Genomic DNA, 25,088 nt, shown 5'->3' with positions numbered 1-25,088 from the left:
GGGCGTGCCCCGACTCTCCCGGAAAGGTTAACCCAACTCTAACGCCCGCAGCCAACCCGTTGATTTCCTTTGGGCTGGAAAAAGCGCCGCGCGCGGCGCGCCCTCAGTTCCCCAGAATCCCCGGCAGCCGCAGCCCGTGGTCCCGGGCGCACTGGATGGCCGTCTCGTACCCCGCATCCGCATGCCGCCAGACGCCCGAGGCCGGGTCGTTCCACAAGACCCGCTCCAGCCTTTTCGCGGCCTCCGGCGTCCCGTCGGCCACGATCACCACCCCGGCGTGCTGGCTGAACCCCATGCCCACCCCGCCGCCGTGATGCAGGCTGACCCAGGTCGCCCCCGAGGCGGTGTTCACCAGCGCATTCAGCAGCGGCCAGTCGCTGACCGCGTCGGACCCGTCCTTCATCGCCTCCGTCTCCCGGTTGGGCGAGGCCACCGAGCCCGAATCCAGATGATCCCGCCCGATCACGATGGGCGCCTTCAACTCTCCGCTGGCCACCATCTCGTTGAACATCAGCCCCGCCCGGTGCCGGTCGCCCAGCCCGATCCAGCAGATGCGGGCGGGCAGGCCCTGGAAGGCGATCCTCTCGCCCGCCATGTCCAGCCAGCGGTGCAGGTGCTGGTTCTCGGGGAACAGCCGTTTCATCGCCGCGTCGGTCTTGCGGATGTCCTCCGGGTCCCCCGACAGCGCCACCCAGCGGAAGGGCCCGATCCCCTTGCAGAACAGGGGCCGGATATAGGCGGGCACGAAGCCGGGGAAGGCGAAGGCGTTCTCGAAACCTTCCTCCTTGGCCACCTGCCGGATGTTGTTGCCGTAGTCGAGCGTCGGCACCCCGGCATTCCAGAACCCCACCATCGCCTCGACATGCGCCCGCATCGAGTGCCGCGCCGCCGCCTCCACCGCCGCCGGGTCCGTCTCCTGCCTTGCCCGCCACTCGGCCACCGTCCAACCTTGCGGACAGTAGCCGTGCAGAGGGTCGTGGGCCGAGGTCTGGTCGGTCACGATGTCGGGCCGCGCGCCTCCGGCCTTCATCCGGGCCAGAAGCTCGGGAAAGACCTCGGCCGCGTTGCCCAGAAGGCCCACCGACTTCGCCTCGCCCTTCGCGGTCCAGTCGGCGATCATGGCCAGCGCCTCGTCCAGCGTGCGCGCCTTGGCGTCCAGATAACGGGTGCGGATGCGGAAATCGATGCGCGTCTCGTCCACCTCGACCGCGAGGCAGCAGGCCCCCGCCATGACGGCGGCCAGCGGCTGAGCCCCACCCATGCCGCCCAGACCGCCCGTCAGGATCCAGCGGCCCTTCAGGTCGCCGCCGTAGTGCTGCCGCCCCGCCTCGGCGAAGGTCTCGTAGGTCCCCTGCACGATCCCTTGCGTGCCGATGTAGATCCAGGACCCGGCGGTCATCTGGCCGTACATCATCAGGCCCTTCCGGTCCAACTCGTTGAAATGCGCCCAGGTCGCCCAGTGCGGCACGAGGTTCGAGTTGGCGATCAGCACACGCGGCGCGTCCGCATGGGTCCGCACGATGGCCACGGGCTTGCCGGACTGGACGACCAGCGTCTCGTCCGCCTCGAGGTCCTTCAGCGACGCGACGATCCGGTCGAAATCCTCCCAGGTCCGCGCGGCGCGGCCGATGCCGCCATAGACCACCAGTTCGTGCGGGTTCTCGGCCACGTCGGGATGCAGGTTGTTCATCAGCATCCGCATCGCGGCCTCTCCGGCCCAGGTCTTGGCGGTCTTCTCCGGCCCGGTGGGCGGATAGACATCACGCAGGTTGTGGCGGGGGTTCGTCATGGGCTGGCTCCTGTGCGGGGTGGAGACCCCGGGGGCGCTTCGCCCCCCGGACCCCCAGAGGATATTTTCAGACAGATGAAATCAGAGGTCGGGCAGGGTGATCGATGTGGCTTTCGAGAGGGTTCCGTCCGCCACCAGCGCTGCCGCCTTTTGCAGGTCGGGGGCGAGATAGCGGTCTTCTTCCAGCGCATGAACCTGCGTGCGCAGAGCCTGGACTGCGGCTTGCAAGGGAGGAGAGGTGCGCAGAGGCGCGCGGAATTCGATACCTTGGGCGGCGCACATCGCTTCGACTCCCAAGATCACGTTCAGGTTCTTCACCATCCGCCGCAGACGGCGGGCGCCATGGGCGGCCATCGAGACGTGATCCTCCTGGTTCGCGGAGGTCGGCGTCGAGTCGATGACCGCGGGATGGGCAAGATGCTTGTTCTCGCTCATCAGGGCCGCCGTCGTCACTTCGGCGATCATCAGGCCGGAGTTGAGGCCGGGCCTTGGCGTCAGGAAGGCGGGCAGGTCGAAGGACAGTGTCGGGTCCACCATGAGCGCCACCCGGCGCTGGGAAATGGCGCCGATCTCGGCCAGCGCCAGCGCGATCATGTCTGCTGCAAAACCAACGGGTTCCGCGTGGAAGTTGCCACCGCTGACGATCTGGCCATCGGAGAGGACCAGCGGGTTGTCGGTGGCCGCATTGGCCTCGATCTCCAGCGTGCGGGCGGCCATGCGCAGGACATCCATCGCCGCGCCCGTGACCTGCGGCTGGCAGCGGATGCAGTAGGGGTCCTGCACGCGGGCATCACCCTCGCGGTGGCTTTCGCGGATTTCCGACCCTGCCAGCAGCGCCCGCATCGTGGCGGCGGCGGCGATCTGGCCGGGTTGGCCGCGCAGGTCGTGGATTTCGGGTTCCAGCGGGGCGGTGGACCCCATGATCGCGTCGGTAGAGAGCGCGGAAATGACCAGCGCCTCACCGGCGGCCCGCCAGGCCTGGAACAGGCCCGCCAGCGCGTAGGCCGTCGAGAACTGGGTGCCGTTGATGAGGGCCAGGCCTTCCTTCGCGCCCAGCGTGATCGGGGAAAGGCCTTTGAGCGCAAGCGCTTCTGCGCCGGGTCTCACCTGACCGTCCACGGTTGCCTGGCCGTGGCCGATCATCACTGCGGTCATGTGGGCCAGGGGGGCCAGATCCCCGCTGGCGCCGACCGAGCCCTGGTCGGGGATCACCGGGGTCACGTCATGGGCCAGCATCGCCTCGATCAGCGCCACGATTTCGGGCCGGACGCCCGATGCACCCCGGCCCAGCGACAGGAGCTTCAGCACCATCATCAGGCGGGCCACGTCCTCGGGCATGGGCGCGCCGACCCCGCAGCAATGCGACAGGATCAGGTTTTTCTGAAGTTTGGCAGTATCTTCCGGGGCGATCTTTATGCTGGCCAACTTGCCAAAGCCGGTATTCACCCCATAGACCGCCAGGCTGCCGCCGGCGGCGCGGGCGATGTGGTCTGCGGCGCGTTCGATGCCGGGGCGCGCGCTGTCGGCCAGCCGGGCCGGAAGCTTCTGGCGGAAGATCCGCTCCAGCTGGGCAAGGGTGACCTGGCCGGGGATCAGGAGTTCAGTCAAGGCGGCCTCCGAAGATGCGGTGGTGCAGGGGGGTGGCCCCGATGCGATAGCTCAGTTCCGCCGGGTGGTCGGCGTCCCAGAGGCAGAGGTCGGCGCGCAGGCCGGGTGCGACGCGGCCCCGGTCGGTCAGGCCAAGGGCGCGGGCGGCATGGGTGGTGGTGCCGGAAAGCGCCTCTTCCGGGGTCAGGCGGAACAGGGTGCAGGCCATGTTCATCGCCAGCGTCAGCGAGGCGAGGGGCGAAGAGCCGGGGTTCAGGTCGGTCGCCACCGCCATCGGCACCCCGGCTGTGCGCAGGGCGGCGATGGGGGGCACTTGCGTTTCGCGCAAGGTATAGAAGGCTCCGGGCAGCATCACCGCGACCGTCCCGGCAGCGGCCATCGCCACAATGCCCGCGGGCGAGAGATATTCCAGATGATCCGCCGACAGCGCCTGATGTCGGGCGGCAAACGCCGCGCCACCCTGGTCGGTCAGCTGTTCGGCATGGAGCTTCACCGGCAGGCCCATGGCGCGCGCTTCGGCGAAGAGCGGCGCAAGGTCATCCACCGAAAAGGCGATGGTCTCGCAGAAGGCATCCACGGCATCGACCAGCCCCTCGGCATGGGCGGCACGCAGCGAGGGCAGTGCGACGTTGTCGATGTAAGCCCTTGCTTGGCCTTTGAATTCCGGCGGAATCGCATGGGCGGCAAGGTGGGTGGTTCGCACGGTCACCGGACGCGACCGGCCGATCCGGCGGGCCACGCGCAGCATCTTCAGCTCGTCCTCGACCGTCAGGCCGTAACCGGACTTGACCTCGATGGTGGTCGCTCCGCTGGCGATCAGCTGGTCGATCCGGGGCAGGGCCAGAGCCAGAAGCTGGTCCTCGGTCGCCGCGCGCGTGGCCGTGACCGTGGACAGGATCCCGCCCCCGGCCCGCGCGATCTCTTCATAGCTGGCACCCTTCAGCCGCAATTCGAACTCCACCGCCCGATGGCCGGCAAAGACTGCGTGCGTGTGGCAGTCGATCAGCCCCGGCGTGACCAGCCTGCCGCCGCAATCCCTCTCGGGCAGATGGCGAAAGGCGGCGGGAAGGTCAGCCATCGGCCCGGCCCAGGCAATCTGCGCACCCGAGATGGCCACCGCAGCTTCGGGGATCAGACCGTAACCGTCGGTCCCCGATCTTGGGTCCATCGTCGCCAGGGTGGCATGGGTCAGGAGCATCGGCTTGCCTTGTGCTTGGTGGATTGGCTAATATGTCTAGACATAATTCAAGTCAAGTGAGTCGCCATGATCCTGCACGCCGAGACTGCCCTGCTGCCCGGGGGCTGGGCCCGCGACGTCCGCATCCGCATCGAGACGGGCCGGATCGCCGAGGTGACGACAGGGGTGAAGGCGCCGGGGCACGGGGTGCTGCTGCCCGCGCCGGTGAACCTGCATTCGCACAGCTTCCAGCGCGCGATGGCCGGGCTGACCGAGGCGCGGACGGCGGGGCAGGACAGCTTCTGGACCTGGCGGGCGCTGATGTATCGCTTTCTCGACCGCCTATCGCCCGAGGACGTGCAGGCCATCGCCGCGCAGGCCATGGTCGAGATGGCCGAGGCCGGCTTTTCGGCGGTCTGCGAGTTCCACTATCTGCACCATCCGGTCGGCGGCGGCACCTATGCCGACCCGGCCGAGATGTCTGTGCGCATCGCTGCGGCTGCGGGTGAGGTCGGGGTGGGGCTCACCCATCTGCCGGTGATCTACGAACAGGGCGGGGTGGACGGGCGCCCGCTGGCCGGGGGTCAGCTTCGGTTCGGCTCCTCGCCTGACCTCTATGCCCGACTGCTCGAGGGTGCCGGGCGCGCGCTGGCCGGTCTGCCGGACGCGGTTCTGGGGGTCGCGCCGCATTCCCTGCGGGCGGTCAGCCGGGGGACGCTGGACCGGGTGGCCGGGATGACCGGCGGTCCGATCCATATCCACATCGCCGAACAGGAGGCGGAGGTGGCCGAGGTTCAGGCCGCCTGGGGCGCGCGCCCGGTGGACTGGGCTTGCGCGAACCTTCCCCTGGACGCGCGCTGGTGCATGATCCACGCGACGCAGATGACGCCCGCCGAGACCGCGGCGCTTGCACAGACCGGGGCGGTGGCAGGCTTGTGCCCGATCACCGAGGCCAACCTTGGCGATGGCATCTTCGACGGCCCCGGCTGGCTTGCCGCAGGCGGCGCGTTCGGGGTCGGGACGGATTCGAACGTCCGCATCTCGCTGGCCGAGGAACTCCGCCTGCTGGAATATTCGCAGCGGCTGGCCCGCAAGGCGCGCGCCGTGATGGCCGATGACCGATCCACCGGGCGGTTTCTCTGGGATCAGGCGGCAAGGGGCGGGGCGCAGGCGGCAGGGCGCGGCACGGGCCGGATCGCGGTGGGGGAATGGGCCGATCTTCTGGCGCTTTCCACCGACGATCTGCGGCTGGAGGGCCTGGCAGGCGACCAGCTGCTGGACGCCTTCGTCTTTGCGGGCCGCGATGGTCTGGTCTCCGACCTCTGGTCCGCCGGCCGCCACATCGTCCGCGACGGTCGCCATATCGGCCATGCGGCCATCGCCGATCGTTTCCGCGCCACCATGCGCCGCCTGCGGGACGTGCTGTGACCGGCTGGGAAGAGATCCGCGCCGAGGTCCTGCGCCGCATCCGGGCGCGCGACTGGCCGCCCGGTGCGCTGATCCCCGGCGAAGAGGCATTGGCCGAGGAATTCGGCGTGGCCCGGGCGACCGTCAACCGCGCTCTGACCGCGCTGGCCGAGGCGGGGGTGATCGAACGCAGGAAACGCGCCGGGACGCGGGTGGCCGAGCTGCCGGTGCGCCGCGCGCGGCTGGAAATCCCGGTGATCCGGCTGGATGTGTTGGGGCGCGGGCTTGCCTACGGGTTCAAGCTGCTGGCCGACAGGGTCGAGCCCGCCCCGGTGCCGATTGCGGCCCGGCTTGGCCTGCCCGAAGGCCAGCCGATGCGCTATCTGGAAACCCTGCACCTCGCCGGTGGCCGCCCCTTCGTGCTGGAGACGCGCTGGCTGAACCCTGCCGTCCTGCCCGATCCGCCGCCCGATTTCGCGGCGGTCAGTGCCAACGAATGGCTGGTGACCCATGTGAGCCTCGTCTCCGGGGACATCGCCTTCACCGCCGAGCCCGCCACCCCGCGCGAGGCCGAGGTCATGGGGCTTGCGCCGGGGACGGCGCTGCTGATTGCCGAGCGGACGACGCAGGGCGTGGCTGGGCCGGTGACCTTCGTGAGGTTGGCCCATGCGCCGGGGCACCGGGTGGCGATGACGTTCTGAGGGCGCCTCGCGTCAGGACTCGCGTGCCCCGGCGGCGGCTCTTGCGGGTGCGCGGGTGTTCGGACCGGCGTCCGGTCGGGAAGGGTGCTCGGCAGCGCACCTCCGGCCGGGTCGGGTTGGCGGCTGGAGTCGGGCTGAAGCCCGAGCTACGGGTTCGCCGCAGGCTCTGCGGGGGCCTCGCCTTCCGCCGGGGCCGGAACCTCTGGCGGCGCGGTCAGGACGCCGTTCAGCCAGATCCCTTCCGCCACTTCGCCCGACTTGTAGGTCAGTTTGCCCTGACCCTCGCGGCGGCCGTCCTTGAACATGCCTTCGTAGACATCGCCGCCGGGGTAGGTGGCCGTGCCGCGCCCTTCGATCCGGCCTGCGACCCACTGGCCGACATACCTGAACCCGTCGGTCGTCGAGAACTCGCCCTCCCCGTCGCGCAGGCCCGCCTTGAACTCGCCCTTGTAGAGGCTGCCGTCGGGATAGACCGCAGCGCCCTGGCCCTCGCGCTGGCCGTCGACCCAGTCGCCCTCGTAGCGGTAGCCGTCGGGATAGGTCATCACGCCCTTGCCCTCGGGCCTGGCGTTGCGGAAGGCGCCCTCGTAGACGCGGCCGTCCGGGTAGGTCGCGCGGCCCTGGCCGGTGATGACGCCCGCCACCCAGTCGCCCTGATAGGTGGACCCGTCGGGATAGGTGATCGCGCCCTGGCCGTGCGGCTGGTCGTCCTTCATCGCCCCGATGTAGACCGACCCGTCGGGATAGGTGATGGACCCCGTCCCCTCCATCCGGCCGGCGACCCAGCTGCCTTCGTACTTGAACCCGTCCGGCGTGGTGAACACGCCCTGGCCCTGGCGGCGATCCTTGACCCATTGGCCGAAATAGATGTCGCCGTTCTTGTGGGTCAGCTTGCCCTCGCCCTCGCGCAGGCCGTTCACGAAGTCGCCTTCATAGACGTCGCCATTGGGTTGGGTCAGGATGCCCTTGCCGTTGATCTGCCCGTCCGCCCAGGCGCCCTGATAGACCAGCCCGTCCGGCATCGTCAGCCGACCCTGGCCCGAGCGCTGGCCCTTGACCAGCGTGCCTTCGTAGACCGTGCCGTCGGGATAGGTGATCCTGCCGCGCCCCTCCTTGACCCCCATCACCCAGTCGCCCTCGTAGGTGTAACCCGAGGGGTTGGTCAGCTTGCCCTTGCCGTTGTGGGTGCCCTTGACGAAGCTGCCCTCGTAGACCGACCCGTTGGCATAGGTCGCCACCCCCTCGCCCGTCATCTGGCCCTGGAACCAGTCGCCCTCATAGGTGCGACCGTCGGGCGAGGTGATCTTGCCGGTGCCGTCCGGCTGGCCGTTCTCGAACTGGCCTTCGTAGACCGACCCGTCGGGATAGCGCGCGGTGCCAAGACCGGTGATCTGGCCATCGACCCACTGGCCGGAGTATTCGAACCCCGAGGGCAACCGGTAGGTCCCGGTGCCGTGCTGGCGACCGTTCAGGAAGGTCCCTTCATAGACCGAGCCGTCGTCATACTGCTTGGTGATGACCTCGCCGTCCTGGGCCTGCGCGGGCAGGGCGAGGGTGGCAAGAAGCAGGGCTGTCATCAGGCGCATGGACGAATCCTCAGTGCGATTGACGGCAGGGTAAGGGCGAGGGTCGGGTGTGACAAGGATTTGGCGGTAAAGGCTGCGGCATGGTGGCGTGACCACTTTCCGTTGTGGTTTAGTCTGCTACAGTCGGCGCATCTGGTGGGGGCCCCGATGACCGACACGTTCAACCTGATGCTGGCGCAGCTCAACCCGACGGTGGGCGACATCGCCGGAAACGTGGCGCGCGCCCGGGCGGCCTGGGACACGGCCCGCGCGGCGGGGGCCGACATGGTCGCGCTGACCGAGATGTTCGTCACCGGCTACCAGACCCAGGACCTGATCCTGAAGCCCGCCTTCGTGACCGCGGCCATCGCGGCGGTCGAGGCGCTGGCGGCGGATTGTGCCGACGGCCCGGCCATCGGCATCGGCGGGCCGGTGCGGCAGGGGGGCAGGCTCTACAACGGCTATTATGTGCTGGAGGGCGGGCGGGTCCATGCCCGCGTCTTGAAGCACCATTTGCCGAACGATGCGGTGTTCGACGAAAAGCGGGTCTTTGCCTCGGCCGATGTGCATGGGCCCTATGTGGTGAAGGGCGTCCGCATCGGCACCCCGATCTGCGAGGATGCCTGGCACCCCGATGTGGCCGAAACCCTGGCCGAGACGGGGGCGGAGATCCTGCTCATCCCCAACGGCTCGCCCTATCACCGGGGCAAGCCGAACCTGCGGCTGAACCTGATGGTGTCCCGCGTGGTCGAGACGGGCCTGCCGCTGGTCTACCTGAACATGGTGGGCGGGCAGGACGATCAGGTGTTCGATGGCTCCAGCATGGTCTTGAACCCCGGCGGGCGGCTGATGGCGCAACTGCCGCAGTTCGACGAATGCGAGGTGATGGTCACCTTCCGGCGCGGGGCCGAGGGGTGGCGCGCCGACCCCGGCGAGATCGCCGAAATCCCGCCGATCGGCGAGGCGGATTATCGGGCCTGCGTGATGGGCCTGGGCGACTACATGCGCAAGACCGGGTTCGGGAAGGCTCTCCTGGGCCTGTCCGGCGGAATCGACAGCGCGATTGTCGCGGCAATGGCGGTGGATGCGCTGGGGCCGGAAAACGTGCGCTGCGTGATGCTGCCGTCGGAGTTCACCAGCCGGCAGTCGCTGGACCTGGCGCTGGCGGCGGCAAAGGCGCTTGGGTGCCGGTATGATACGGTGCCGATCAGCGGTGCGCAGGCGGCGGTGGGCGAGGCTCTGGCGCCCCTGTTCGCCGGGACCGAACCGGGGATCACCGAGGAGAACATCCAGTCCCGCCTGCGTGGTGTGATGCTGATGGCCCTGTCGAACAAGTTCGGCGAGATGCTTCTGACCACCGGCAACAAGTCGGAAATGGCGGTGGGCTACTGCACGATCTACGGCGACATGAACGGCGGCTACAACCCGGTGAAGGACATGTACAAGACCCGCATGTTCCTGACCGCGCGCTGGCGGAACGAAAACCACCGGCCCTGGATGAAGGGCCCGCCGGGCGAGGTGATCCCCGAGGCGATCATCACCCGGCCTCCCTCGGCCGAGCTGCGCGCCAACCAGCGCGACGACGACAGCCTGCCGCCCTACGAGATTCTGGACGCGATCCTGGAATGTCTGGTGGAAAAGGAGATGTCGGTGGCCGAGATCGTCGCCCTGGGCTTCGACCGCGCCACGGTGAAGAAGGTGGAGCATCTGCTCTACATCGCGGAATACAAGCGCTTCCAGTCCGCGCCGGGGGTCCGGCTGACGCAGAAGGCCTTCTGGCTGGACCGCCGCTATCCGATCGTGAACCGCTGGCGCGATGACGGCTGAGATCGTCGTCTCGCATTTCTACGCGCTGCGCGACCCGGCGGGCTTCGACCGCGGGGCGCGGCTTCTGGTCGCGCGGCTGCGCCTGCAAGGGCCGGAGGGGGTGCGCAGCTTCCGCTTTCTGGGTGCGGGACCGACCGAGCGGCGCCTCGTCGCGGTCTATGCCGGGGCAGAGCCCTGGGTTGCCCTGCATGACACCACCCTGACCTGGCCCGAGACGGTCGCCCTGCGTGACGCGGCGCGGCTGGTGCGGACCGACCTCTACGGCCCGATCCCGCCGCCGGTGCTCGACTGGGTCCTGCGGCTGGGACTTGGCCGGATGCTGCGGCACGACGGGGTGCCGATCACCGGCTATCCGCAAGGCAGCGAGCGCAATCCGCCTTCTATCTGGCGTCGCGAAAGTGGCGGGCGACGAGCTGGGTAAGCTTGCGGTGCAGGGGCAGGGTGCGGTGCCGGATGTGGATCGCGGCAAAGACCGGCTGACGCAGGTCGGGGGCATCCTCGACAGCCATGAAGCGCCCGCCCGCGATCAGGTCGGCCGCCGTCTTTTCCAGCACATAGCCCGACCCGCCCATCGCCGTCAGCAGCGACACCACCGATCCCGACTGCCCGACCGACACGGGTGAGGCCGCAAGCGCGGGCGTCAACTGGCGGTGCATCTCCTCGAAGGCGGGGGAGAAATGGGCAAAGACGAAGCGGTCGGGCGTGACCTCGGCCAGGCGCGGCGTGTCGGTGGAGATCATGCGGTAGGTCACCTCGCCGACAGAGTCGAAATGCAGGTCGGGGTGGGGTTTGGGCGAGAACATCACCGCGAAGTCGAGGATGCCGGTCAGAAGATCGGCGCACATCTGGTTGGAATAGTCCGGCTCGATGTAGAAGGCGGTCTGGGGCAGGGCGGCGCGGAACTCGGCCACCCAGTCGCCCAGATAGACCGCCGCGAGGTCGTTCTGGATGCCGAGGCGCAGGAGCTGTGCTGCGCCTTGCGGGATCTGGATGCGGCGCTTGGCCTCGTTCCATTCGTGGCGCAGCGCGCGGGCGTGGGGCTCGAACCTCTTGCCCTCTGGCGTAAGATCGGTGCCCGCGCGCGAGCGGTCGAAAAGGCGTTGACCCACGGCCTGTTCAAGGGCCGAGACCCGGGCCGAGACGGTGGACTGGGTGATGCGCAGCCGTTCCGCCGTGCGGTGAAAGCTGCGGGTTTCGGCAAGGTCGAGGAAGGTGTCGAGGAGGTCGATCTGCATATGTGGCGCCTGTGGTCGGCCCCGGGGGTTTCACACCCCCGGACCCCCGTGGAGTATTTGCGAAAAGAGCAAGTTGCCTGATCGGTTTCGTCGATCAATACCCCGCCTCTCGCCGAATTGAAAGCGGGGGAATTGCGGCCGATAGTGGCGCGCGGAACGGGGAGGCGGCGATGGCGGAATTTGCATCTGCGCGGGTGGTCATCATTGGTGGCGGGGCGGTGGGGGCCTCGGCGCTGTATCACCTGGCCAGGGCGGGCTGGACCGATGCGCTGTTGCTGGAGAAGAACGAGCTGACGGCGGGGTCCACCTGGCATGCGGCGGGGAACGTGCCGACGTTTTCGGCCTCGTGGTCGATCATGAACATGCAGCGCTATTCGGCGGGCTTGTATCGCGGTCTGGGCGAGGCGGTCGGCTATCCGATGAACTATCACGTCACCGGATCGGTGCGCCTGGGACATTCCAGGGAGCGGTTGCAGGAGTTCCGCCGTGTCGTCGGCATGGGGCGCTATCAGGGGATGGACCTGGACATCCTTGCGCCGGGGGAGATCACCTCGCGCTATCCGTTCCTTGAGACGCTTGATCTGACGGGCGCGCTTTACGACCCCTATGACGGCGACATCGACCCCGCACAGTTGACCCAGGCGCTGGCCACCGGCGCGCGGAAGCTCGGCGCTCGGATCGAGCGGTTCTGCCCGGTGACGGCGGCGCGCTGGACCGGCAGCGAATGGATCCTGTCGACGCCGAAGGGCGAGGTCCGCGCGGAATATGTGGTGAACGCGGGCGGCTATTATGCCGCGCAGGTGGGCGCCATGTTCGGGCGCCGCGTGCCGATGATGGTGATGAGCCATCAGTACATGCTGTTCGACACGATCCCGGAGCTTGAGGCCTGGACGAAAGAGGTCGGCCACAAGCTGCCCCTGCTGCGCGACGTGGATTCGTCCTACTACCTGCGGCAAGAGAAGATGGGCTTCAACCTCGGCCCCTACGAGAACCCCTGCCGCGCGCATTGGGCAACGCCGGACGACCCGATGCCCGAGGATTTCAGCTTCCAGCTCTTCCCCGACGATCTGGAGCGGCTGGAGTTCCAGATCAACGACGCCATGGCCCGGGTGCCGCTTCTGGCCAGGGCGAACCTGACCAGGGTCATCAACGGCCCGATCCCCTATACGCCGGACGGCAACCCGCTGATCGGGCCGATGCCCGGCGTGCCGAACGCCTTCGAGGCCTGCGTCTTCACCTTCGGCATCTGTCAGGCGGGCGGCGCGGGCAAGGTGCTGGCGGAATGGGTGACGGAGGGCGCGACCGAATGGGACATGTGGTCCTGCGACCCGCGCCGGTTCACCGGCTGGGAGGATCACGACTATTGCGTGCAGAAGGGGATGGAGGTCTATGGCCATGAATACGCCATGCATTTCCCGATGGCGCGCTGGCCTGCCGGGGCGGACCGCAAGCTGTCGCCCGTCCATGACCGGCTGAAGGCCCTTGGCGCCCAGTTCGCGCCCTACAACGGCTGGGAGCGGGCGGAGTGGTTCGCGGCGCCGGGCGACGACACCAGTTGGGAGTCCACCCAAACCTGGGGCCGGGCGGGCCCGTGGGAGGCGCGGATCCGCGCGGAATGCGAGGCGGTGCGGGACGGGGTCGGGGTTCTCGACCTGCCCGGCTTCTCGCGGTTCCTGGTCAAGGGGCCGGGGGCACGGGCGCATGTTGCGGGCCTGACCGCCTCGCGCCTGCCCGCGCCGGGGCGGATCGGCCTGATCTATTTCGCCGACGACCGCGGCCGGATCGTGACCGAGATGTCCTGCATGGTCCACGGCGAGGATGAGGTCGGCCTCATCACCGCCGCTGTCGCGCAGTGGCATGATGCCGATGTGCTGCGCAAGGGCCTGCCCGAGGGCTGCGTGATCGAGGATCACACCGATGCGGTGCATTGCTTCATCGTGACCGGGCCGAAGGCGCGCGACCTTCTGGCCGGGATGGCCGAGGCCGACCTGACGCTGCCCTGGCTGTCGGTGCAGGAGGCCAGGGTGGCGGGCAAGGATGTGGCGCTGGTGCGGGTCTCCTTTGCCGGAGAGCTGGGCTGGGAGATCCATTGCGACCGGGCCGATGCGCCCGCGATCCTTGACGCGCTGCTGGCCGGGGGGGCGAAGCCCTTTGGCATGAAGGCGCTGAACAGCTTGCGGATCGAGAAGGGCTATCGGGCCTGGAAGGGCGATCTGTCCACCGACTATTCGCTGCTGGAAGGGGGGCTCGAGCGGTTCATCGACTGGACCCACGACTTCCCCGGCAAGGCGGCTTTGCTGGCCGAAAAGCAGGCCGGGGTGAAGAAGCGGTTCGTCAGCCTGAAGGTCGAGGCGGGAGAGTGTGATGCGCCCTACATGTCCACGCTCTGGCACGGCGGGCAGGTTGTGGGCGAGACGACCTCGGGCGCCTGGGGCTATCGGGTCGGCCATTCAATGGCGCTGGGGATGCTGAGGGCGGACCTCGCGGTGCCGGGGACCGAGGTCGAGGTGGAGATCTTCGGTGAGCGCGTGAAGGCCGTGGTCCTGCCGGACGGCCCTGCCTGGGACGCGAAGAACGAACGCCTCCGCGCGTGACGACGGGCGGACCGGGGGCCAGCCCCCGGACCCCCGGGATATTTGTGGACAGATGAAAGACCGGAAGAATGGCTGAGATTCCAACCAAGGCTCGGGCGGTGGTGATCGGGGGCGGGGTCTCGGGCTGTTCGGTGGCCTATCACCTCGCCAAGGCGGGCTGGACCGACGTGGTGCTGCTGGAGCGGCGCAAGCTGACCTGCGGCACGACCTGGCATGCGGCGGGGTTGATCGGGCAATTGCGCGGGTCGGCAAACATGACGCGGCTGGCGAAGTATTCGGCGGATTTGTATCGGGGGCTGGAGGCGGAAACCGGCGTTGCCACGGGGATGAAGCAGGTCGGCTCGATCTCGGTCGCGCTGACGGCCGAGCGGCATGAGGAACTGCTGCGGCAGGCGACGGTCGCGCGGATCTTCGATGTCGAGGTGCATGAGATCTCGCCCAAGGAGGCGAAGGCCAGGTATCCGCATCTGAACATCGACGGCGTGGTGGGCGCGGTGGCGCTGCCGCTGGATGGCCAGTGCGACCCGGCCAACATCGCGATGGCGCTCGCCAAGGGCGCGCGGATGCGGGGGGCGGCGATTTTCGAGGGCGCGCGGGTGACGCGCGTCACGACCGCCGGGGGCCGGGTGACCGGGGTGGACTATGAGACCGCCGAGGGACCGGGCCATATCGCGGCCGATGTGGTGGTGAACTGTGGCGGGATGTGGGGGCGCGATCTGGCGGCGCAGAGCGGGGTGACGCTGCCCCTGCACGCCTGCGAGCATTTCTACCTCGTCACCGAGCCCGTTCAGGGCCTTGGTGACATGCCGGTGCTGCGGGTGCCGGACGAATGCGCCTATTACAAGACCGACGCGGGCAAGATGATGCTGGGCGCCTTCGAGCCCAAGGCCAAGCCCTGGGGGATGGAGGGCATCCGGCCGGACTTCGAATTCGACACCCTGCCCGAGGATTGGGAGCATTTCATGCCCATCCTCGAAATGGCGACGCACCGGATGCCGCTGTTCGAAAGCGCGGGCATCCATACGTTCTTCAACGGGCCGGAGTCCTTTACCCCCGACGACCGCTACTACCTGGGCGAAGCGCCGGAGGTGAAGGGCTATTGGATCGCGGCTGGATACAATTCCATCGGCATCGTCTCGTCGGGCGGGGCCGGGCAAGCCTTGGCGCACTGGATCACCGAGGGCGAGCCGCCCTTCGACCTGTGGGAGGTGGACATCCGCCGCGCCCAGCCCTTCCAGAAGAACCGGCGCTACCTGAAGGAGCGGGTGTCCGAGACGCTGGGCCTCCTTTACGCCGACCATTTCCCCTATCGCCAGATGGCGACCTCGCGCGGGGTGCGGCGCAGCCCGATCCATGACCACCTGAAGGCGCGCGGCGCGGTGTTCGGTGAAGTCGCGGGCTGGGAACGCGCCAACTGGTTCGCGACCGAAGGCCAGGAGCGGGAGTATCGTTACAGCTGGAAGCGGCAGAACTGGTTCGACAACCAGCGCATCGAACACATGGCGGTGCGGGAGCGCGCGGGTCTGTTCGACATGACCTCCTTCGGCAAGATCCGCATCGAGGGGCGCGATGCCTGCGCCTTCCTGAACCGCATCGCCTCGGCGCAGATGGACGTGCCCGTGGGCCGGATCGTCTATACGATGTTCCTCAATGATCGTGGGGGGATAGAGGCCGATCTTACCGTAACGCGCCTCTCCGGGACCGCCTATCTGGCGGTGGTTCCCGGCGCGACCCTGCAACGCAACCTCGCCTGGATGCGCGCGCATGTCGGCGATGACTTCGCCGTCATCACCGATGTCACCGCCGCCGAATCCGTTCTCTGCCTGATGGGTCCGCAATCGCGCGAGCTGCTGGCCAAGGTCTCGCCCAACGACTTCAGCAATGCCGCGCATCCCTTTGGCATGGCACGGGAAATCGAGATCGGCATGGGCCTTGCCCGCGCCCATCGCGTCACTTACGTCGGCGAGCTGGGCTGGGAGCTGTATATACCGACCGACCAGACCGCCCATGTCTTCGAGACGCTGATGGAGGCGCAGCCGGACCTCAAGCTCTGCGGCCTCCACACCCTCGACTCCTGCCGGATCGAGAAGGCCTACCGCCACTGGGGCCACGACATCACCGATGAGGATCATGTGCTCGAGGCGGGCCTTGGGTTCACCGTCAGCCGGAAGAAACCGGCCTTCCTGGGCCGCGACGCCGTGCTGCGCAAGGAACAGCAGGGCCTTGACCGCCGCCTGGTCCAGTTCCGCCTGAAGGACCCCGAGCCGCTTCTCTTCCACAACGAGGCGATTGTCCGCGATGGGGAAATAGTCGGCCCCATCACCAGCGGCAACTACGGCCATTTCCTCGGCGCGGCGATCGGCCTTGGCTATGTCCCCGCCAAGGGGCAGACCGAGGACGACATCCTCGGCTCCAGCTATGAAATCGAGGTCGCGGGCCAGCGCCATGCTGCCATCGCCTCGCTTGTCCCGATGCACGATCCGAACTCCGAAAGGGTAAAGGCATGACCGACCTCTCCGACCTGCCCGGCGAGACCTGCGAACCCGCCCGCGCCCGCCGCTCTGGCGGTCGGCAGGCCCGCGTGGCCCTGCGTGCGGCACCTCTGGCCGATGACGTGAAGCCCGTCCGCGCGGGCCTGCCCGGCGGCCAGTACAAGCCGCTGACCGAGGCCGGGATCCAGCAAATCCACTCAGCCGCGCTGGACGCGCTGGAGCAGATCGGCCTCTCGCAGGCCCCGCCCTCTGGCGTGAAACTTCTGACCGAGGCGGGCGCGATCCTTGGCGATGACGGCCGCATCCGCTTTCCCCGCGCGCTGGTCGAGGACATGCTGGCCATCGCCGCGCGCAACATCACGCTGTACGCCCGCGATCCGAAGCACGACCTGCACCTGACCGGGACCAACGTGCATTACGGCACGGCGGGGGCGGCGGTGCATATCGTCGATCCGGTCACGCTGGAATACCGCGATTCCACCGCGCAGGACCTCTATGACGCGGCCCGCCTCGTGGACAACCTCGACAACATCCACTTCTACCAGCGCACCATGGTCTGCCGCGACGTGGCGGACAACAGGGAGATGGACCTCAACACCCTCTACGGCAGCCTGGCCGGGACCGTGAAGCATGTCGGGACCTCGTTTTCCGACCCCAGCCACGTCGCCGACTGCTTCGAGCTGATCCACATGGTCGCAGGCGGCGAAGAGAAGTGGCTGGAGCGGCCTTTCGTCAGCAATTCCAACTGCTTCGTCGTCCCGCCGATGAAATTCGCCGAGGAATCCTGCATCACCATGGAGGACTGCATCCGCCGCGGGATGCCGATGCTGCTGCTGTCGGCCGGTCAGGCGGGGGCCACGGCGCCCGCGCCGATCGCGCTGGCCATCGTGCAGGCGGTGGCCGAATGTCTGGCCGGGGTGGTCTATGTCAACGCGATCAAACCGGGCGCTCCGGCGATCTTCGGGACCTGGCCCTTTGTTTCCGATCTGAGAACGGGCGCCATGTCCGGCGGGTCGGCGGAACAGGCGTTGCTGACGGCGGGTTGCGCGCAGATGCACAGGTTCTACGACCTGCCGGGCGGGGCGGCCTCGGGGATCAGCGACTCGAAACTTCCCGACATGCAGGCGGGCTGGGAGCAGGGGATCACCAACGCTCTCGCCGGCCTTGCGGGGCTGAACATGTGCTACGAGGCGGTGGGGATGCATGCCTCGCTTCTGGGGTTCTGCCTTGAATCGCTGGTGCTGGGGGATGACCTTCTGGGCCAGACCATGCGGCTGGTGCGCGGCATCGACGTGACGCCGGATTCCACCAGCATCGAGGCGATGAAAGAGGTCTGCCTCGGCGGGCCCGGGCATTACCTCGGGTCGGATCAGACGCTGAAGCTGATGCAGACCGAATACATCTATCCCAAGGTCGGCAACCGCATGTCGCCCAAGGAATGGAACGAGGCGGGCAAGCCCCTGCTTCTGGACGCCGCGATTGCCCGGAAGAACGCAATCCTGGCCAAGGCGGGCTGCCGGGTGGACCCGGAGATCGACGCGGCGATCCGCAAGCGGTTCAACATCTACTTCAAGTAAAACAGGCAAGGCGCGGAAAAGACATGCATTACGGATATATCGGCCTTGGCAACCTGGGCGCGGCCTGCGCGGGCTGTCTGGTGAAGGACGGGTTCAAGGTCACGGTCCATGACCTGAACCCGAAGCTGGCCGACCCCCTGGTGGCAGCGGGTGCCACGCTGGCGAACAGCGCCGAGGAGCTGGCGGCCTCGGTCGATCACGTCATCACCTGCCTGCCGTCGCCCGCCGTGTCCGAGCGGGTTCTGCGCGACATCCTGCCGCACATGCGCAAGGGGGCAAGCTGGGTCGAGATGTCCACGCTGGGGCGGGACGAGGTGCTGAAACTTGCCGCCGTCGCCGCCGAAGCGGGCGTGCGGATGATGGAACTGCCGGTCACCGGCGGTGTGCATCTGGCCCATCAGGGCAAGATCACCATGCTCGCGGGCGGGGACAGGGACCTGTTCGATCTGCACTACAGGGCGATGCAGGCGATGGGCGACCGGATCTTCCACATGGGGCCCTTGGGGTCGGCCTCGATCATCAAGGTCATCACCAACATGCTGGCCTTCATCCACCTCAAGGCCACCTCCGAGGCGCTGATGCTGGCCAGGCGCGGGGGCCTTGACCTTGGTCAGGCCTGGCACGCGATCAAGGCCAGTTCCGGAAACAGTTTCGTGCATGAGACCGAAGGCGCGCTGATCCTGAACGGGTCCTACGACATCGCCTTCAACATCGACCTTGCGCTGAAGGACCTGGGCTTTGCGCTTGGCTTCGGCAAGGAATTCGGCGTGCCGCTGGACCTCGCCGCGATGACCAACCAGACCTATATCGCGGCCAGGGCGGCCTATGGCGGCGAGGCGCAGTCGCCGATGATCGCGAAGCTGCTGGAGGATCTTCTCGGCACCGATCTTCGCGCCCCGGGCTTCCCCGCGCGGCTGGAGTGACGGCTTGAGGGGGCTGCGGGCAGGGGTTAAGGTTCGGTAAATGCCCACAGCCAAGTTCTTGATCTAGCTGGGGGTCAATCCCTGCCCGCGCGTGGGCAGCCAACCGGAGCCGCCATGACCGCCGACACCGACGCCCGCATCGCCCGCCTGTTGCACCACCGGAAGGCGGGCCTTTCCCTGGGCGAGCCGGTCGTCCCCCCGATCTCGGTGGCGACCACCTTCCATCTGCCCCAGGCCCAGGGGGCCGCGCATTACTACGGCCGCTCGGGCCAGCCGACCTGGGACGCGGTCGAGGCGCAACTGGCGATCCTCGAGGCGGCCGAGGTGGTCACCTTCCCCTCCGGCATGGCCGCGATCACGGCGGCGCTGGTCTGCTGCCTGAAGGCCGGGGCGAAGGTGATGATCCCCTCGGACGGCTACTACGTGACCCGCCTTCTGGGGCGCGACCTGTTGCAGGTTTATGGGGTGGAGGTCGTCCAGGTCCCGACGCTGGAGATGGCGGACCGCGACTTCGCCGGGTTCCAGGTGATCTACATCGAGACGCCCTCGAACCCCGGCCTTGACGTGGTGGACATCGCGGGGCTCGCCCGCCGCGCCCATGCCGCCGGGGCGCTGCTGATCGCGGACAACACGACCATGACGCCGCTTCTCCAGCGCCCGCTGGACCTTGGGGCGGATCTGGTGGTGGCGGCGGATACCAAGGCCCCGGCGGGCCATTCCGATGCGCTCTTCGGCCATGTCGCGGGGCGGGATGTCAACCTGATGGCGCGGGTGCGGGAATGGCGGCGCCAGTCGGGCTCGGTGCCGGGGCCGTTCGAGGCCTACCTTGTCCACCGTGGGCTGGAGACGCTGGAGGTGCGCCTGTCCCGGATGTGTGCGTCGGCGGCGGTGATTGCCGAGCGGCTGGCGGCGCATCCCAAGGTCCGGGGACTGCGGTATCCGGGTCTGCCGGGAGATGCGTCGCATGGGGCAGTCGGCGGCCAGATGGCGAACGGCGGGTTCCTGATCGGGTTCGAGCTTGCGGGAGAGGCGGAGGCCGAGGCGTTCCTGGCCCGCTGCCCGCTGATCGAACAGGCCACCAGCTTCGGCGGGGTCCATACCGCCGCCGAACGCCGGGCGCGCTGGGGCGATGCGGTGGCGGAGGGGTTCATCCGGCTGTCGGTGGGGGTGGAGCCGCTGGAGGTGCTGTGGTCGGCCATCGACACGGCGCTGGCGGGGTAGGGGCAAGAGTTTTCGAAAACTCTTGCAAATTCCTTCGAAGGAATTTGGCTCCCGGACCTAAAGCGTATCGAGAATACGCGCCGCCTCGGCCTGCACGTTGGCCAGTTTCGTCCGGTCCTCGCCGGGGAAGAACCGCGCGCGGGTGGCAGTCGGCAGAGCTGCGGGTTCGGCGATGACGACCTTTGGCCCATGCTTGGCAGTCTCTGCCTGCCAGCTGCGGGCCAGCGCCATCTGCGCGGCTTTTGTGGCCCCGTAGGCGCCGAAGAAGGGCTGGCCGGCGCGGGGGTCGTCGAGGAAAAGCGCGCTGCCCCGATGCGCGTGGAGGAGCGGCTCGACCATCGGGATCAGCATCCCCGTGGCGCGCGCATTGGTCGCCAGCGACTTCTCCCAGTCCTTCTGGTCGATATGGCCTGCGGGGGCGAGCGGCGCGGCATGAATCGCGGCATGAACCCAGAGGCCAAGCCCGCCCCAGCGGTCATGGATGCTTCGGCAGAGATGCCGCATCGCATCGTCGTTGGTCACATCCATGGGGGCCAGCGTCAGGGCGCCCGCGCCCGGCAGCCCTGCCTGCTTCACCCGATCGTCCAGCTCCTCCAGGCCGCCCACAGTGCGCGCGACGGCCACCACATGCCAGCCGCGCAACGCCAGCTGCTCGGCAATGGCGGACCCAAGCCCGCGCGAGGCGCCGGTGACGAGGGCAATTCTTTCGGTCATGGGGCAGTCCTTCTGGCGGCGTCGGAGCCTCCGGCAGGAGTATTTTTGAAAAGGGCAAATGGCAAGGGTGCGTCAGGCCCTGCGACCATGAGCGGCAGCGCCTTCGGCCTGGCGGTCGGCGAGGTGGGCGTCAACCGCCGCGCTCACTCTGCCGCCTTCATCTGGAAGCCTTCCTCGATCTTGTCCGAGGGGGCGACGGGATAGTCGCCCGAGAAACAGGCGTCGCAGAAGCGCGGGTTGGCGGCATCGCGACCTGCGGCTTCTCCGGCGGCGCGGTAGAGGCCGTCGAGCGAGATGAACTTCAGGCTGTCGACGCCGATCCAGTCGCGCATCTCGTCCTCGGACATCGTGGCGGCGAGGAGTTTGGAGCGTTCCGGGGTATCGACGCCGTAAAAGCAGGGCCAGGCGGTGGGGGGCGAGGCGATGCGGAAATGGACCTCCGCCGCACCGGCCTCGAGGATCATGTCCTTGATCTTGCGGCTGGTGGTGCCGCGCACGACCGAGTCGTCCACCAGGATCACGCGCTTGCCCTTGATGAGCGCGCGGTTCACGTTCAGCTTCAGCCGCACGCCCATGTTGCGGATGCTGTCCGTGGGCTCGATGAAGGTGCGGCCCATGTACTGGTTGCGGATGATCCCCATGGCATAGGGGATGCCGGATTCCTGGCTGTAGCCGATGGCGGCCGGGGTGCCGCTGTCCGGCACCGGGCAGACGAGATCGGCCTCCACCGGGGCTTCGCGCGCCAGTTCCACGCCGATCTGGCGCCGTGTTTCATAGACCGACCGGCCGCCGATGATGCTGTCGGGGCGGCTGAAATAGACGTTCTCGAAGATGCAGAAGCGGGGCTTCGCGGGGGCGAAGGGGCGGGTACTGTCCACCTTGTTGCCCTCGATCACCACCATCTCGCCCGGTTCGATCTCGCGCACGAATTCGGCCCCGATGATATCGAGCGCGCAGGTTTCCGAACTCAGCGCCCAGCCATGGTCACTGATCCGGCCAAGCACCAGCGGGCGCACGCCCAGGGGGTCGCGGACGCCGATCAGCTTGGTCCGGGTCATCGCGACCACGCTGAAGGCACCTTCCACGCGGCGCAGCGCGTCCTTGATCCGTTCCGACAGGGTCTTCTGGATCGACCGCGCCATCAGGTGAATGATGCATTCGCTGTCGGACGAGGACTGGAAGATCGACCCGCGCTCGATCAGTTCGCGGCGCAGCGCAGCGGCGTTCGTCAGGTTGCCGTTGTGCGCTATCGCGCAGCCGCCCATCGAAAACTCGCCGAAGAAGGGCTGCACATCGCGGATCGCGGTTGCCCCCTTGGACCCTGCGGTGGAATAGCGGACATGGCCGATCGCGAGCGACCCCGGCAGCGTGTCCATCACGTCGGCCTTGGTGAAATTGTCGCGGACATAGCCGAAGCGGCGGGCCGAGTTGAAGCCGTGGTCGGGGTGATAGCTGACGATCCCGCCCGCCTCTTGGCCCCGATGCTGCAGCGCGTGCAGGCCGAGCGCCACGAAGTTCGAGGCATCGGCAACCCCGATCACGCCGAAAATCCCGCACTCTTCCTTCAGCTTGTCGTCATCGAAGGGGTGCGAGCGGAAGGGGGCCATGCGTGCGAATCCTTGCCTGAAGCCTTGGCCCGCTATCTACGGCAGAGGTTCGGGGCTGTCACGCCCCGAAACGCCGGTCGCGGGTTACGGGTTGGTGGCGGGGGCCGCAGGCTCGGGCGTGGCGGGGAGCTGCGGGGCGCCGCCGGGGGCGCAGACATTGGTCAGTTCGTTGTAGCGGTCGACGATCCAGCCGGGAGCGTCGGAGGGGATGTTCTCGTCGATCTGGCGCTGGAAGTTGGCGAAGACGAGGGCCGTGCGCGAATTGTCGATCATGTCGATCTTCTGGTCGGACAGCACGCGGTCGTAGACGATGAAGGCGATGGCGATGAGGAGGATGCCGCGCGCCGCGCCGAACAGGAAGCCAAGTGCCTGATCGACACCACCGAGGGCCGAGCGTTGCACCGCGCCGGCAAAGAGCGGGGTGAACAGGGCCGCCACGATCAGGCCGATCACGAAGACCCCGGCAAAGGCCGCGACGACCGAAAGCTCGCAGCTGTCGGACAGGAACTCGCCCACCACGGGCAGCTCCTTGACCAGGGGCTGGACACCGGGGGCGAAGTAGTAGGCGGCGACGGCGGCGCCGATCCAGCCGAGGATCGCCATGAGTTCACGCACCAATCCGCGCGAAAAGGCGAGGATGGCCGAAATGACGATGATGAGCGCGGCGGCCCCATCGACTGCGGTCAGGTTTTCCATCGTTACGTCCCCAATCCCGTTCCTTGCAAGGGCTTATCCTGCCCCGAACATGTCGCCCACGAAGGCGGTCAGATCCGGCATCTGCCGGACCGTCATGCCCGCGGCCCCTTCGATTTTCGAATGGGACGGCACAGTCGCCTGTGAGAAACCAAGTTTCGAGGCTTCTTTCAACCTGTTTTCGGTCTGCCCGACCGGGCGAAGCGCGCCCGAGAGGCTGATTTCCCCGAAAAGCACCATGTCCGGCGGGATCGCCACATCCTCGCGCGCCGAGAGAAGCGCGCCGGCCACGGCCAGATCGGCGGCGGGCTCCGAAACCCGAAGCCCGCCCGCGACATTCAGGAACACATCAAGCCCGGCAAAGGGGATGCCGCAGCGGGCCTCCAGCACGGCCAGGATCGTCGAGACGCGCCCCGAATCGAGGCCGACGACCGTGCGGCGCGGGCTGGCAAGCGTGGAGGGCGCGACGAGGGCCTGGATTTCGGTCAGGACGGGGCGGGTGCCCTCGATCCCGGCAAAGACCGCCGATCCGGGGGCGGGCTGGTCGCGGTTGGCCAGGAACAGGGCCGAGGGGTTGGGCACTTCGGCCAGGCCGCCGCCCGTCATCTCGAATACGCCGATCTCGTCCGCCGGGCCGAAACGGTTCTTCACCGCGCGCAGGATGCGGAACTGGTGGCCGCGCTCGCCCTCGAAGTAAAGCACGGTATCGACCATGTGTTCCACGACGCGGGGGCCGGCGATCTGGCCGTCCTTGGTGACATGGCCGACAAGGATCACCGCCACCCCGCGCCGCTTGGCGAAGGTGACAAGCTCATGCGCCGCAGCGCGGACCTGGCTGACCGAGCCGGGGGCGGCCTCGATCTGGTCCAGCCACATGGTCTGGATGGAATCGATGATGGCCAAAGCGGGGCGTTCGGCGTCCAGCGTGGTCAGGATGTCGCGCAGGTTGGTTTCCGCGCCAAGCTGCACGGTGGCATCGGTCAGGCCAAGGCGCTGCGCGCGCATCCGCACCTGGGCACTGGCTTCCTCGCCAGAAATATAAAGGCATTTCAGACCTTTGCGGGCGAAACTTGCAGCGGCCTGCAGAAGAAGCGTGGATTTGCCGATCCCCGGATCGCCACCCACAAGGATCGCCGAGGCCGGAACCAGCCCGCCGCCGAGGACGCGGTCCAGCTCGTTGATGCCCGAGGAGGCGCGGGGCGGCGGGGCCTCTTCGGTGGCAAGGTCGCTCAGGGGGATGAGGCGGCCCTTGGCCCCCAGCGACTTCGGTCCGGCGGACAGCGGCGCTTCTTCGACGATGGTGTTCCAGCCGCCGCAGGCGTCGCATTTGCCGGCCCATTTGCGATAGGCGGCACCACAGACAGTGCAGGTGTATGAGGCGGTCTGTTTCATCGCGGGCGACAGTGGCCGGACTTTTGGGCAGTATCAAGGCGATACGGCGACAAGAATTCCAGGGAAAACTCTTGGCAGAGTCCTGGAGGGAGGATTTCGGGGCGCGCTTCTCTCAGACGGTCGGTCTCGACGTCCACGACACCAGGACCTGCGCGAGGATGCAGCCGGTGAAGAGATACAGACCCCAGGCTGTTTCGATCGTGACATGGCCCGCGCCCTTCACGACGACGATGTAGAGCGCGATCAGGAAGACATCGGCCATGGCGAGCTTGCCGAGGATCTCCAGCGCCGGGAGCGTCTTGGGGGACATGAGGTTCCAGTGCAGAAGGGCAAGGCCGATGGTCTTGGCGTAGGGCGCGAAGATGGCCAGAAACGTCACGATCAGCGCGAGGGCCGGGTCCGAGCCCCACAGCGATTGCAGGCCGGTGATGACGCTGATCTCGTCCATCCCGAAGATCGGCAGGATCGCGGCCCGCAGCAGCGGCGCGAACCAGGCGACGGGGAAGAGGACGAGGAGGGCAAGGTTGAGGTATTTCACGGCCGTCTCTCCCAGGATGGCGACGAAG

The 25,088-nt window shown here is 67.9% G+C and carries 19 protein-coding genes; 9 read left to right on the top strand and 10 right to left on the bottom strand.

Going from position 1 to position 25,088, the window contains the following annotated elements:
* Window positions 1-103: 103 nt before the first annotated feature.
* The 3 genes from hutU to hutI all read right to left on the bottom strand — a co-directional run bounded on the left by hutU (window position 104) and on the right by hutI (window position 4,595).
* Entirely contained in the window at window positions 104-1,789 is a 1,686-nt protein-coding gene (gene hutU, locus D5084_RS17755) for a urocanate hydratase (protein WP_128516840.1), read from the bottom strand.
* Window positions 1,790-1,870: 81 nt separating this feature from the next.
* Window positions 1,871-3,397 (bottom strand): histidine ammonia-lyase, encoded by a 1,527-nt coding sequence (gene hutH, locus D5084_RS17750; RefSeq protein ID WP_128516839.1) that lies wholly within the window; start codon window positions 3,395-3,397, stop codon window positions 1,871-1,873.
* Complete coding sequence (gene hutI / locus D5084_RS17745) at window positions 3,390-4,595, bottom strand: imidazolonepropionase (protein ID WP_128516838.1); 1,206 nt, start codon at window positions 4,593-4,595, stop codon at window positions 3,390-3,392. The genes hutH and hutI overlap by 8 nt, the downstream gene beginning before the upstream one ends.
* A gap of 66 nt (window positions 4,596-4,661) precedes the next feature.
* On the opposite strand from hutI, the gene D5084_RS17740 reads away from it, so the two are divergent.
* Both D5084_RS17740 and hutC read left to right on the top strand, forming a co-directional pair.
* Window positions 4,662-6,002, top strand: a complete 1,341-nt coding sequence (locus tag D5084_RS17740; RefSeq protein WP_128516837.1) for a formimidoylglutamate deiminase — start codon at window positions 4,662-4,664, stop codon at window positions 6,000-6,002.
* Complete coding sequence (gene hutC, locus D5084_RS17735; protein WP_128516836.1) at window positions 5,999-6,682, top strand: histidine utilization transcriptional repressor HutC; 684 nt, start codon at window positions 5,999-6,001, stop codon at window positions 6,680-6,682. The genes D5084_RS17740 and hutC overlap by 4 nt, the downstream gene beginning before the upstream one ends.
* A 146-nt stretch (window positions 6,683-6,828) precedes the next feature.
* On the opposite strand, the gene D5084_RS17730 is transcribed toward hutC, so the two are convergent.
* Entirely contained in the window at window positions 6,829-8,268 is a 1,440-nt protein-coding gene (locus D5084_RS17730; RefSeq protein ID WP_128516835.1) for a 2-isopropylmalate synthase, read from the bottom strand.
* Between the two features lie 147 nt (window positions 8,269-8,415).
* Between D5084_RS17730 and D5084_RS17725 the strand changes: the two genes are divergently transcribed.
* Together D5084_RS17725 and D5084_RS17720 are read left to right on the top strand one after the other, a co-directional pair.
* Entirely contained in the window at window positions 8,416-10,074 is a 1,659-nt protein-coding gene (locus D5084_RS17725) for an NAD+ synthase (RefSeq protein WP_128516834.1), read from the top strand.
* Complete coding sequence (locus D5084_RS17720; protein ID WP_128516833.1) at window positions 10,064-10,495, top strand: hypothetical protein; 432 nt, start codon at window positions 10,064-10,066, stop codon at window positions 10,493-10,495. The genes D5084_RS17725 and D5084_RS17720 overlap by 11 nt, the downstream gene beginning before the upstream one ends.
* Here D5084_RS17720 and D5084_RS17715 read toward each other — a convergent pair.
* A complete protein-coding gene (locus D5084_RS17715) occupies window positions 10,455-11,309 on the bottom strand; it encodes a LysR family transcriptional regulator (protein WP_128516832.1) in 855 nt (284 codons plus the stop codon). The two genes, D5084_RS17720 and D5084_RS17715, sit on opposite strands and share 41 nt — an antisense overlap.
* A gap of 170 nt (window positions 11,310-11,479) precedes the next feature.
* Between D5084_RS17715 and D5084_RS17710 the strand changes: the two genes are divergently transcribed.
* The 5 genes from D5084_RS17710 (at window position 11,480) to D5084_RS17690 (ending at window position 20,116) form a co-directional block, all read left to right on the top strand.
* Window positions 11,480-13,903 (top strand): GcvT family protein, encoded by a 2,424-nt coding sequence (locus D5084_RS17710; RefSeq protein ID WP_128516831.1) that lies wholly within the window; start codon window positions 11,480-11,482, stop codon window positions 13,901-13,903.
* A 68-nt stretch (window positions 13,904-13,971) separates the two neighbouring features.
* The gene (locus tag D5084_RS17705; protein WP_128516830.1) at window positions 13,972-16,410 is read left to right on the top strand and encodes a GcvT family protein; all 2,439 of its coding nucleotides are present in this window, start codon (window positions 13,972-13,974) and stop codon (window positions 16,408-16,410) included.
* A complete protein-coding gene (locus D5084_RS17700) occupies window positions 16,407-17,972 on the top strand; it encodes a trimethylamine methyltransferase family protein (RefSeq protein WP_128516829.1) in 1,566 nt (521 codons plus the stop codon). The genes D5084_RS17705 and D5084_RS17700 overlap by 4 nt, the downstream gene beginning before the upstream one ends.
* Complete coding sequence (locus D5084_RS17695; protein ID WP_354001234.1) at window positions 17,909-18,895, top strand: NAD(P)-dependent oxidoreductase; 987 nt, start codon at window positions 17,909-17,911, stop codon at window positions 18,893-18,895. The genes D5084_RS17700 and D5084_RS17695 overlap by 64 nt, the downstream gene beginning before the upstream one ends.
* Before the next feature lie 114 nt (window positions 18,896-19,009).
* Window positions 19,010-20,116, top strand: a complete 1,107-nt coding sequence (locus D5084_RS17690; RefSeq protein ID WP_128516827.1) for a cystathionine gamma-lyase — start codon at window positions 19,010-19,012, stop codon at window positions 20,114-20,116.
* Between the two features lie 57 nt (window positions 20,117-20,173).
* On the opposite strand, the gene D5084_RS17685 is transcribed toward D5084_RS17690, so the two are convergent.
* From D5084_RS17685 to D5084_RS17665, 5 genes are all read right to left on the bottom strand, one after another.
* On the bottom strand, window positions 20,174-20,830 hold the full coding sequence (locus D5084_RS17685) for an SDR family NAD(P)-dependent oxidoreductase (protein ID WP_128516826.1): 657 nt from the start codon (window positions 20,828-20,830) through the stop codon (window positions 20,174-20,176).
* Window positions 20,831-20,973: 143 nt separating this feature from the next.
* On the bottom strand, window positions 20,974-22,437 hold the full coding sequence (purF, locus tag D5084_RS17680) for an amidophosphoribosyltransferase (protein ID WP_128516825.1): 1,464 nt from the start codon (window positions 22,435-22,437) through the stop codon (window positions 20,974-20,976).
* An 84-nt stretch (window positions 22,438-22,521) separates the two neighbouring features.
* Window positions 22,522-23,133, bottom strand: coding sequence for a CvpA family protein (locus D5084_RS17675; RefSeq protein WP_128516824.1), 612 nt, complete (start codon window positions 23,131-23,133; stop codon window positions 22,522-22,524).
* Between the two features lie 33 nt (window positions 23,134-23,166).
* Complete coding sequence (radA, locus tag D5084_RS17670; RefSeq protein ID WP_128516823.1) at window positions 23,167-24,522, bottom strand: DNA repair protein RadA; 1,356 nt, start codon at window positions 24,520-24,522, stop codon at window positions 23,167-23,169.
* Between the two features lie 112 nt (window positions 24,523-24,634).
* Window positions 24,635-25,060, bottom strand: a complete 426-nt coding sequence (locus D5084_RS17665; RefSeq protein WP_128516822.1) for a paraquat-inducible protein A — start codon at window positions 25,058-25,060, stop codon at window positions 24,635-24,637.
* Between the last annotated feature and the right edge of the window lie 28 nt (window positions 25,061-25,088).

The sequence above is a fragment of the Tabrizicola thermarum genome, from assembly GCF_003574395.1.
In the GTDB taxonomy this organism is placed as follows: domain Bacteria; phylum Pseudomonadota; class Alphaproteobacteria; order Rhodobacterales; family Rhodobacteraceae; genus Tabrizicola; species Tabrizicola thermarum.
The sequence above is the reverse complement of the archived record's forward strand: the minus strand, read 5'-3'. Positions and strand labels throughout refer to the sequence as shown.